Source organism: Maricaulis maris MCS10 (genome assembly GCF_000014745.1).
Lineage (GTDB): Bacteria > Pseudomonadota > Alphaproteobacteria > Caulobacterales > Maricaulaceae > Maricaulis > Maricaulis maris_A.
The window spans coordinates 346,839-356,586 of the sequence record NC_008347.1 but is presented as its reverse complement, the minus strand read 5'-3'; the positions used below and the strand labels follow the sequence as shown (position 1 = coordinate 356,586).

At 64.1% G+C, this 9,748-nt stretch carries 8 protein-coding genes; 3 read left to right on the top strand and 5 right to left on the bottom strand.

Going from position 1 to position 9,748, the window contains the following annotated elements; translation table 11 throughout:
• The first annotated feature begins 17 nt into the window (after nt 1-17).
• Complete coding sequence (locus MMAR10_RS01545; RefSeq protein ID WP_049755642.1) at nt 18-695, top strand: GntR family transcriptional regulator; 678 nt, start codon at nt 18-20, stop codon at nt 693-695.
• A gap of 50 nt (nt 696-745) precedes the next feature.
• Here MMAR10_RS01545 and MMAR10_RS01540 read toward each other — a convergent pair whose 3' ends face one another.
• From MMAR10_RS01540 to MMAR10_RS01530, 3 genes are all read right to left on the bottom strand, one after another.
• Nucleotides 746-1,165 (bottom strand): hypothetical protein, encoded by a 420-nt coding sequence (locus tag MMAR10_RS01540; RefSeq protein WP_150099680.1) that lies wholly within the window; start codon nt 1,163-1,165, stop codon nt 746-748.
• Between the two features lie 356 nt (nt 1,166-1,521).
• Complete coding sequence (locus tag MMAR10_RS01535; RefSeq protein WP_011642238.1) at nt 1,522-2,520, bottom strand: 4-hydroxyproline epimerase; 999 nt, start codon at nt 2,518-2,520, stop codon at nt 1,522-1,524.
• Nucleotides 2,521-2,540: 20 nt separating this feature from the next.
• Entirely contained in the window at nt 2,541-3,461 is a 921-nt protein-coding gene (locus MMAR10_RS01530) for a dihydrodipicolinate synthase family protein (RefSeq protein WP_011642237.1), read from the bottom strand.
• 209 nt (nt 3,462-3,670) lie between these two features.
• Here MMAR10_RS01530 and MMAR10_RS01525 point away from each other — a divergent pair, with 209 nt between their 5' ends.
• Nucleotides 3,671-6,184, top strand: a complete 2,514-nt coding sequence (locus MMAR10_RS01525; RefSeq protein WP_011642236.1) for a zinc-dependent metalloprotease — start codon at nt 3,671-3,673, stop codon at nt 6,182-6,184.
• Complete coding sequence (locus tag MMAR10_RS01520; RefSeq protein WP_011642235.1) at nt 6,181-7,224, top strand: WD40/YVTN/BNR-like repeat-containing protein; 1,044 nt, start codon at nt 6,181-6,183, stop codon at nt 7,222-7,224. Before MMAR10_RS01525 ends, MMAR10_RS01520 begins: the two co-directional genes overlap by 4 nt.
• Nucleotides 7,225-7,289: 65 nt before the next feature.
• Here MMAR10_RS01520 and MMAR10_RS01515 read toward each other — a convergent pair whose 3' ends face one another.
• The gene (locus MMAR10_RS01515) at nt 7,290-7,961 is read right to left on the bottom strand and encodes a TorF family putative porin (RefSeq protein ID WP_011642234.1); all 672 of its coding nucleotides are present in this window, start codon (nt 7,959-7,961) and stop codon (nt 7,290-7,292) included.
• A gap of 250 nt (nt 7,962-8,211) precedes the next feature.
• The gene (locus tag MMAR10_RS01510) at nt 8,212-9,543 is read right to left on the bottom strand and encodes an ammonium transporter (RefSeq protein WP_049755641.1); all 1,332 of its coding nucleotides are present in this window, start codon (nt 9,541-9,543) and stop codon (nt 8,212-8,214) included.
• Between the last annotated feature and the right edge of the window lie 205 nt (nt 9,544-9,748).

Genomic DNA, 9,748 nt, shown 5'->3' with positions numbered 1-9,748 from the left:
CACCCCTGGAGCGCCGCGTGCCTGGCTCGGACCAACACTATTCAGATCCGATCGAAACGCGATCCGTCGTCGACCAGCTCGCAGCCCGGGTCCGCGCGCGCATCCTGGCCAATGAATTGGCACCCGGCGAAGCCCTGCGGCAGGAAGCCCTTGCCGATGCCTACAAGGTGTCGCGCATGCCGGTCCGCGAAGCGCTGCGCCAGCTGGAAGTTGAGGGACTTGTCGTCTTTCACGCCAATCGCGGGGTGACAGTGTCCCAAGTGTCAGAGGCCGAAATGGCCGAGCTCTTCGACATCCGCCTGCTATTGGAGCCCGGCCTGTTTGCCCACGCCATACAGCGGGCCGAACCGGCTGATATCGCGGCCGTCGAAACCGTCCGCGCTCGCGAAACCGAGGCCCTGGCCAAGGGAGACACGGCCAGTTTCGGCGCCCTCAACCGCGACTTCCACGCCGCGCTACACGCTCCGGCGAGCCGGCCACGGACCCAGGCCATTGTCCTGTCCCTCAACCAGCATATCGACCGTTATGTCCGCCTGCAGCTGTCGCTCGGCCCGGACGCGCGCAAGACCGCCAATGCCGAGCATGACGGCCTGCTGGACGCGATGAAGACCGGCGACCCGGTCGCTGGCGCCAACCGCATGGTCGCCCACATCGAGACCGCGCGAGCGGCGCTGGTGAAGGCGTTTGAGGGTTAGGGCCAGCCCGTGCGCGGAAAAGTCTAGCCGCCTCCGCGCGGCCATTCCTCTTACGCGATCCGGGCCGCGCACTCCATCGCTCCATAGCGTTCCCGGGCAAGCTTGGCGGCTGCGCCAATGTAGCGATATGGCCGCTTTGTCCCATGCGCTTCGAGATTGTTCGGATACGTCAAATTGACCCGCGTAATGGTTTGAACGCTGCTGAGCATCCATCCGGCGAAAAACTCCGGCCCATACTCCATGAATTGCGAGTCATGCTTGCCATCGCTCATCGCCAGATCATCGGCGAAAATAGTCAGTCCGGAATCGATTGCCTTTCTCAGATGGATTTCATGCAGTTCGCTGTCGCCCATTGTACTTGCCAATGCTGCGCAAACGGCATTCTGAGCCATTTCAGCCCGGGCTTCCGAGAACAGGCCATGAGCTGCCTGCATCGACAAACCCAGGACGATCACGTTGAAAACCATCACGCCTTACTCCCCCAGCGTCCCGAGCACACGTGCCGCACTTGGGCAATCAAAGCAACTTTCGAAGCCCTACCCCACCGTAAACCCGCCCATATCCGCTTTCGAGAGGCCCTCGCCCTGACATGGCGAGGTGGCTGGACGCTCGCCCGTCTGACCCCTTCCGACTCGACGCCCTGACCTTTCCGCCCCCAATTCATTTTTCCCGGAGGCGCGCAGCGCCATCCGGGACCAACGGGAGACTCATCGCTTGCCGGAGTGGGCGGTGGGTCCCGGATCTCCGCCCGGCTCAGGGCCGGGCCTGCGTCCGGGAAAAATGTGGTCGGGTTTGCGGGGGCGGTGACGCCAGGCTGGCCCCCTTTCTACCCCACCGTAAATCCGCCCGCATAGGGATCACGCTCGTCGACCCAGATCGTGTTGATGCCCGTCTGGATGGCCCAACCCTTGATACTGGGGATGATGGCGGCGTGGTCACCGACCGTGGTCGCACCCTCCACTCGTCCTTCGAAAAGACTGCCGATCAGGCTTTCATGGACGAAGTCATCGCCGGGCTTCAGCTGCCCGCGGGCAGCCAGCTGGGCCATGCGGGCGCTGGTGCCGGTGCCGCAGGGGGACCGGTCGATGGCGCGGCTGCCATAGAAGACGGCGTTGCGGGCCTGGGCTTTCGGGTCGCGGGAGCGGCCGGTCCACAGGGCGTGGGAGACACCGCCGACACGGGGGTCATCGGGATGGGTCAGGGTGACGGCGTCGTTGGCGGCGCTGCGGACGAGCGGGCTCAGGCGCAATATGTCGGCGACTGTCAGCTCTTCAAGATCGGCATAGCCCGGCTGTGGCTCGATAATGGCGTAGAAATTGCCGCCATAGGCGATATCGACCGTGACGGCCTGCCAGCCGGGAATGTCGAGGATCAGGCCGCTGACGGCGAGATAGGACGCCACATTGCGGATCCGCACGCCGGCCACACGGTCACCCTGCCAGTCAATGTCTGCCTCGATCCGGCCGGCCGGCGCATCCAGGCGGACGCAATTGCGGTCCGCCGGTGTGATGACGCCGTTTTCCAGCGCCATGGTCAGCGCGCCGATCGTGCCGTGGCCGCACATGGGCAGGCAGCCGGAGGTCTCGATGAAGAGGATGGAGGCGTCTGCGCCGGGCGAGCACGGCGGGTAGAACATCGCGCCGGACATCATGTCATGGCCGCGCGGCTCGAACATGAGGGAGCGACGTATCCAGTCGAAACGGGCCATGAAGTCAGCCCGCTTCTCCCCCATGGTCGCGCCCTCGAGAAAGGGCAGGGGCCCGGTGATCAGGCGGACCGGATTGCCGCAGGCATGTCCGTCCAGGCACTGGAAGACGTGGCGCATGACGCGCTCCTGACCCTGGCTCAGTGCGCCAGTACCGATGGCAGTTTGACCGGGCGGCTGTCGCGGGCGGTTTCGACCATGGCGATCACTTCGGCCCGCCGCTCACCCGTCAGCACCATGCGCGGCATGCGGACCCGCTCCGAGCCGCGCCCCATCACGGCCTCGGCCAGCTTGATCGACTGGACCAGATCATGCTCGGCATCGAGATGCAGCAGCGGCATGAACCAGCGATAGATGGAGCGTGCGGTTTCCAGGTCACCCCGTTCGACCGCGTCCCACAGGGCAATCGACTCGGCCGGGAAGGCATTGGTCAGGCCGGATACCCAGCCCACCGCACCCAGCAGGATTTCCTCCAGCGCGACATCGTCGAGACCGGCGAAGACCAGATAGCGGTCGCCGCACCGATTGATGATGTCGGTGATGCGCCGCGGATCGGGGGCGCTTTCCTTGATGGCGACCAGGGTCGGTACATCGGACAGGCGCTCCAGCGTATCGAGCGAGATCGAGACCCGGTAGGCGGGCGGATTGTTGTAGAGCATGACCGGCAGGGAAGTCGCCGCCGCCACGGTGCGGATATGGGCTTCAAGTTCCGCTTCGCTGGGCACATAGACCATGGCCGGCAGCAACATCAGCCCGTCAGCGCCGATCCGCGCCGCATCGATCGCATAGGTTTGCGCCAGGGCTGTGGTGAGTTCGGAGACCCCGGTCAGGACCGCCACGCGCCCATCGACCGCATCCACGATCGCCGCCAGAACAGCCCGTTTCTCATCGGCCGTCAGCGAGTTGTTCTCCCCCACCGTGCCCATGGCAATCAGCCCGTGCACGCCATCATCGACCAGCGCGCGGACCACGGCTGTGGTCGCCTCGAGATCGACGGAATGGTCTTCGGCAAATTGTGTCGTCGCTGCGGGGAAAACGCCGCGCCAGCTTGTTGTGGTCATGTCATGCCCTCACTTGGGACCGGCTCGGCCGGACCTCGTCTCTGACCCGCCCCGAACTTGCCGGAACGCCTGAATCCAACCTGTCATCCCCGACGGAGAAAATCGATGGCTTCGTAAATTGGATACAATATCCAATCAGGTCAAGCCGGGCAGGTGACACTGCCGAAATCCTCGTCTAGCGTCGCCACGAAGAACGGGGACATGAACACATGAAGACCACCACGAAGAAGCTGATGATGATGGTACTCGGGGCGATGACGCTGGCCGCACTGGCGCCGGTCGCCACCGCCCAGGACGCGGAAAGCTTCGGCGAAGTTGTTGAAAACCTTGAACACCGTGATGGTTTCATCCCGCTCTGGGTCGACCCGGCCGATGGCCGCATCCTGGCCGAGCTGAGCATCGGCGAAGACGATGAACTGGCGCGGATGATCTACACCGCCAGCCTGACCTCGGGGCTTGGTTCCAATCCGGTCGGACTTGATCGCGGCCTCGGTTCAAGCTCTGAAATCCTTCGCTTTTTCCGCGTCAACGACCAGGTCTTTGCCGAGTTCGAAAACCTCGGTTACCGCGCCGACGGGGCCGGCCCGGATGAAGCCGCGGCAACCCGCAACTCCTTCGCCCGCTCGATCATCTGGTCAACAGCTATCGTCGCGGAAGACGAGGGACGCCTGTTGATCGACCTGTCGGACTTCCTGACACGGGATCCGGTCGGCACGGCCGACCAGCTTTCCGACAGCGGACAGGGCAGCTTCTCCATCGCCAGCGATCGTTCCGCCGCGATCACGGACAGCGCTCTGGCCTTCCCGGAAAATGTTGAAATTGATGCCCTTTTGACGCTGACCAGCGCGAGTCCGGGATCCGAGGTCCGGGCTGTCACGCCGGCACCCAATTCGGTCACGCTCACCGTGCACCACTCCTTCGCGGCCCTGCCCGCACCGGGCTATGAGCCGCGCGAAGCCGATGACCGTGCCGGCGCCCTCACCCGCGCCTATTACGACATGGCGACCCCGCTGACCGATCCGGTCCGCCGCTCACTCGCCCTGCGCCATCGCCTGGAACGTGTTGATCCGTCAGCACAATCGGGACCCGTGGTTGAACCGATCATCTATTATCTTGACCGCGGCACCCCGCCGCTCATCCGCGACGCCCTGATTGAGGGTGGCAATTGGTGGGCCGATGCCTTTACCGCCGCCGGATATGAAAACGCCTTCCGCGTCGAGCTTCTGCCGGAAGGGGCCCACCCGCTCGACATTCGCTACAACGTCATCCAGTGGGTACACCGCCAGACACGCGGCTGGTCCTATGGTGGCTCGGTCATCGATCCGCGCACCGGCGAGATCATCAAGGGCCGCGTCATCCTCGGCTCCCAGCGCGTACGCCAGGATCGGATGATCTTTGAGGGACTTGTCGGCACCGCCGAGACCGGTACCGGAACAGCCGGCGACCCGCTTGAACTTGCCCTCGCCCGCATCCGCCAATTGTCCGCCCACGAGATCGGCCACACGATCGGACTGGCCCACAACTTCGCCGCCAGCATCTCGGACCGGGCCTCGGTGATGGACTACCCGGCCCCGCTGGTCACGCTGGACGCAAGCGGTGAAATCGACACCAGCCGGGCCTATGATGTCGGCATAGGCGCGTGGGATCGCGTCGCGATTTCATGGCTCTACGGCGAGTTTGGTGAGGGGGCGGTCGAAGCCACGGCCCTCAACGAAATTCTCGACGACGCCGCGTCAAACGGCCTCCTCTACATCACCGACCGCCATGCCCGCGGCAATGCCAGCGCCCACCCGCTCGCCAATCTGTGGGACAATGGCGCTGACCCGACCGCCATGCTGACCGAGACCATGGCGGTTCGCTCAGCGGCCCTGGACGGATTCGGACAACAGGTGCTCGCCGCTGGCCAACCCGCCAGCGCGCTGCGTCAGGTCCTTCCGCCAATCTATCTCTATCATCGCTATCAGGTTGAAGCGGCCGCCAAATCGGTCGGTGGTGTGCTGTTCGGTTACGCCCCAAATCGGGCCGGGCTCGACGGGCTGACGCCGGTCCCCGCCGCAGATCAGGCGCGATCCGTTGACGCCCTTCTGGCGACGCTTGAGCCGGAAGCGCTCGACATCCCGGACACGGTCCTGTCGCTGATGATGCCGGCCCCGCTCGCCGACTATTACCCGGCCGCCACACGCGAATTGTTCCGCTCGGACGACTATCCGGCTTTCAGTCGCGCCGACGCAGCCGCGGCGTCGGCGCGTATCACGCTGCAGGCATTGCTCAATCCGTCGCGCCTGTCACGACTGGCCGACCAACACGCCCGTGATGGATCCCACATGGGCCTGCCCGACCTGTTCGACAGGGTCGAGGCCACGCTCTTCGACGCCCCGGGAGATGAAGCCGCCCGCCTTCAACCCATCCGGCATGCCCTTCAGACCGAGTATGTTGCGCAATTGCTGGATATCCTGGCAGATGGACCGGCCACGCCAGCGTCCATTGCCCGGCAACGTCTCGAAACCATCGCCCGCAACGAACCGTCGCGGCGGCGGAGCGACCCGGCAAGTTCGCACCAGTTGTGGCTGGCCCGGGCTGCGAGGGCCGGGATCGACCGCTTCGACGCTGGCGAAACGCCCGAGCTGGTCGACACGCCAATTCCCCCAGGCAGCCCGATCGGTGCCGACACCTGCTGGCACTGTGACAGCGTGGCACTGCTTGGCCTCGGACAGGGCGGATGATCCCGGTCAAACTCGCCGGGATAGGCGGATTGGCCGCTACGGCAGCGGTCCTTGCAGGCTGTTCCGGCGAAGCATGGACGGTCACGGAACAATCCAGCGGGGTGACGTCGTCATTGCGCGGCCTCAGCGTCGTCGATGACGACACGGTCTGGATCGGCGCGCCCGAGGGCCAGGTCCTGCGAACTGTCGATGGCGGCGCGAGCTGGCAGGTCTCGACGGTAATGTCGGCCGAAGGCGCCGACCTGCGGTCCGCAAAGGGTTTTGACGACCAGCACGCGCTTTTCGCCACCGCCGGACAGCCAGCCCGTATTCTCATGACCCGGGATGGCGGGGCAAGCTTCACAACAGTCTGGGACGATACAAGCGGCTCCGCCTTCATCGACAGCCTCGCATTCTGGGACCACTCCCGCGGACTGGCCTTCTCCGACCCGGTCGACGGAAGCTTCCTCATCCTGCGAACAGTGAACGGCGGAGAAAGCTGGCAGCGCCTGGAAAACCTGCCCGCGCCACTGGAGGGCGAAGCCGGGTTCGCAGCGTCCAACAGCTCGATAGCCCTGACGGAAGACGGTTGTGCTTTCATCGGTACCGGCGGCGGGCCGGTCGCCCGGATCCTGCGCAGCTGCGACCATGGCGAACATTGGGACGCGGTCGATACCCCGCTCGCGGCGGGTTCAGCAGGGGCCGGGATTTTTGCGGTCTCGACCGATCGCTCAGGTGTTCTGGTGGCAAGTGGAGGAGACTATCTGTCGCCCGCGGCCCGGGCCGGAAACTTTGCGGCCTCGACCGACCGCGGCGAGAGTTGGGAACAGGCGGACAGTCCGCCTTTCGGCTACCGGTCCGGCATTGCCGGCGTCGGGGATCAATGGATCAGCGTCGGCACCAGCGGGGTTGATGTCGGTTCCTACGCAGAGGGCCGGTTTGAATGGCGCGAGAGCGGCTGGGACATCGTTGCACCCAATGCCATCGCCTTCTCGCCCAGTGGCCGTATCGGCTGGATAATCGGCGCGGACGGGGGCATCTGGAAACTCACGCCGCAATAGAATCAGGCCCGGCGCTGGGCCGGGCCTGATGGACTCACCACAACAATAGGGTCGGGAAACCTGCGTTAGCCGCCGAAGCTTTGCGAGAAGGACAGCACGATGCTGTCATCGCCGCCGTCGGAAAGATCGTGGTAGCGCAGGTCCCAGCCAACATTGCCGAAGACCGTGCCGGACACGCCGACCTGGTAGTCTTCGTAATCAGCCGCAGGAACGTCGTCGAACTGGCTCGCACCGATGCGGCCATCAACGGAGATTCCCTCGACCACTTCCATGCCAATACCTGTCTCGAGATACCAAGCCTGACCGATTTCACCATAAAATTCCGGCGAATAAGAGACTTTTGCATCCCAGGCGACCGGGCCGAATTCGCGGCCGATACCGCCGTAGAACTCGACGAAGTTCTGGTCACCGCCAGCGCTCGGGCTGTCCGGGTAGGCGTAGTAGATCACGCCGATATCCCAATCAAAACCGGCACCCGAAAAGGCGTAGCCGCCATACAGGTCGAGTTCCATCGTGGTGGCGTCGGAAAAATCGACACTGGAACCCCATACGCCGACATAGAAGCCGTCGGCCTCGACATCAAAGCCGCCGGAAATCGCGGGGCCGCCATCTGTCTGGGTAACGCCGCGGAAGATGTAGTCGGTGGTGAGCGCGACATTGCCGGTAACTTCCTGGGCAGCGACCGGGGCGGTGAAGCAGCAGGCCGCAAGGCCCAAGGCGAGAATTTTCGTTTTCATGACTTACTCCTGGGTGGAAAATTTGGTGGTCGGGAATTCGGTTTACTGATGGTCCGGTTGCCGGGGCGGGAGCGCAGCTCTCCCGTTTGCCGCGTGATCACCGGCGCTGAGTTCAAGGGTTTCGGGAGAGCCGGACTGGACCGGCGCCCGTGTGGTGTTGGAGCGGATAAGGCTGGCTCCGTTACAGCCCCGTCCGGCGGCGGTGGCGGAACCGGGGAGGCATGCTCTCCGGTTCCTGGCACCTGTGCCGTTACTGCGCCGGGGCCGAGTCCTTTCCCACGTCTGACGCGAAAATCGAGCCGGCGTCGTGACCAAGTTCGGACAGGTCTCCGCCAACATTTTCGGCGTCCGGCGAAAGACGGATGCCAACGGAGACTTTCAGGATCATCCAGACAACGAAGCTGGTCACGAACACGAAGGCCCCGATTGCACCGACACCGACGGCCTGACCGAAGAAGGTCGCGTCAGAGTTGGTGAGCGGAACCGCCATGGTGCCCCAGATACCCGCGAACAGGTGGACCGGGATCGCGCCGACGACATCGTCGATGCGGACCATTTCCAGCAGTTTGGCACCGAAGGTGGCGATCACAGCGCCAACCGCGCCGATAGCGATGGCCTGCAGGATGGTCGGGGTCAGCGGCTCGGCCGTGATGGCGACCAGGCCGGCAAGGGCGCCGTTGAGGCAGTAAGCCAGATTGGCCTTGCCACCACCCAGCAGCATCGAGAGCAGGTAAGCGGTCACGACACCACCGGCCGCGGCCATGTTGGTGTTGGCGAAGATCTGCGAGATGGCAACGGCATCGCCGGCGGACCCGAGTGCCAGCTGGGAGGCGCCATTGAAGCCAAACCAGCCGAACCACAGGATGAAGGTACCGAGCGTCGCCAGCGGCAAGGAGCCAGGCATCATCGGCTTGGAATCCGGCCCGAAGCGTCCGGAACGGGCACCCAGCAGGATGGCACCGGCCAGGGCTGCCCAGCCACCGGTGGAATGTACCAGCGTGGACCCGGCAAAGTCAGAGAAGCCGAAATCGGCATCCAGCCAGCCGCCGCCCCATTCCCAGCTGCCCTGGATCGGATAGATCACAGCAGTCAGGACGATCACGAAGATGAAGAAGGGTCCGAGCTTGACCCGTTCAGCGATGGTGCCGGACACGATCGACGCCGCGGTGGCCACGAAGACCATCTGGAAGAACCAGTCTGACGCGGCAGCATAGCCGGTACCAATGTCGATGGACTCGTCTGCCGCCAGTTCGGACGGTACCCACAATTCCGGGATCCCGAAATAGGGAGTCTGACCACCATACATGACCTGGTAGCCGACCAGATAGAACATGATGCCGGCGATCGAGTAGAGCGCAATATTCTTGAGACAGATTGCGGCGGTGTGCTTGGTCCGGACGAAACCGGCCTCGAGCATGGCGAAACCAGCCGCCATCAACATCACGAGGAAACCCCCGATCAGGAAAAGCAGCGTGTTGAAAACGAACGCTGTTTCCTCCGACACCTCGGCGTGCGCGGCACCGGTCAAACCGATACCGGCCACCACTGCACACAAAGCGCCCCTCGCCAGTGTCTTGCTCATTTGTGTTCTGCCAATCATTGGGATCCCCCCGTTTCTGGCAACTGCCCCTCACCATCCGGCCTGTCATCAGGTCGCGAACAGGGCTGCAGCTTGTCTGCAGCGCTTCCAAAACTCGTGTTGGATCAATGAGGTGACGGTCGCCGGAAAGGCGCGCCCCAGGACGGACCGAGACCGGTCCGTTATCACTCACGATCCGCACCGCATG